The organism is Paraburkholderia sp. SIMBA_027, assembly GCF_046535315.1.
In the GTDB taxonomy this organism is placed as follows: domain Bacteria; phylum Pseudomonadota; class Gammaproteobacteria; order Burkholderiales; family Burkholderiaceae; genus Paraburkholderia; species Paraburkholderia tropica.
Genome location: NZ_JAWRWY010001675.1, coordinates 1 through 233 on the forward strand (window position 1 = coordinate 1; position 233 = coordinate 233).

The 233-nt window shown below is 39.5% G+C and carries 1 protein-coding gene; it reads right to left on the reverse strand.

Features of this window, described 5'->3' with window-relative positions:
* The coding region (locus tag SB764_RS44880; protein WP_410867420.1) for a reprolysin-like metallopeptidase at positions 1-233 on the reverse strand (233 nt) is incomplete at both ends.

Below are 233 nucleotides of genomic sequence, written 5' to 3' on the forward strand. Positions count from 1 at the left end.
GGCCAGATTGTTTGTACTTCCGCAAATTCCAGCATAAGCCATAATTGTAATACCACTACCCGGTTCTACAGCATTGGAATCTTCACGATTTCCGCCACAACTTTCTGTTGTTGCATTAAATGTATGTGGACCACCAAACTGATGGCCTACTTCATGACAAACATAATCAATATCGTAAGGATCTCCAACAGGGTTAGAATAACTGGTAATTCCATTTGCTTTGTATGAAGAAT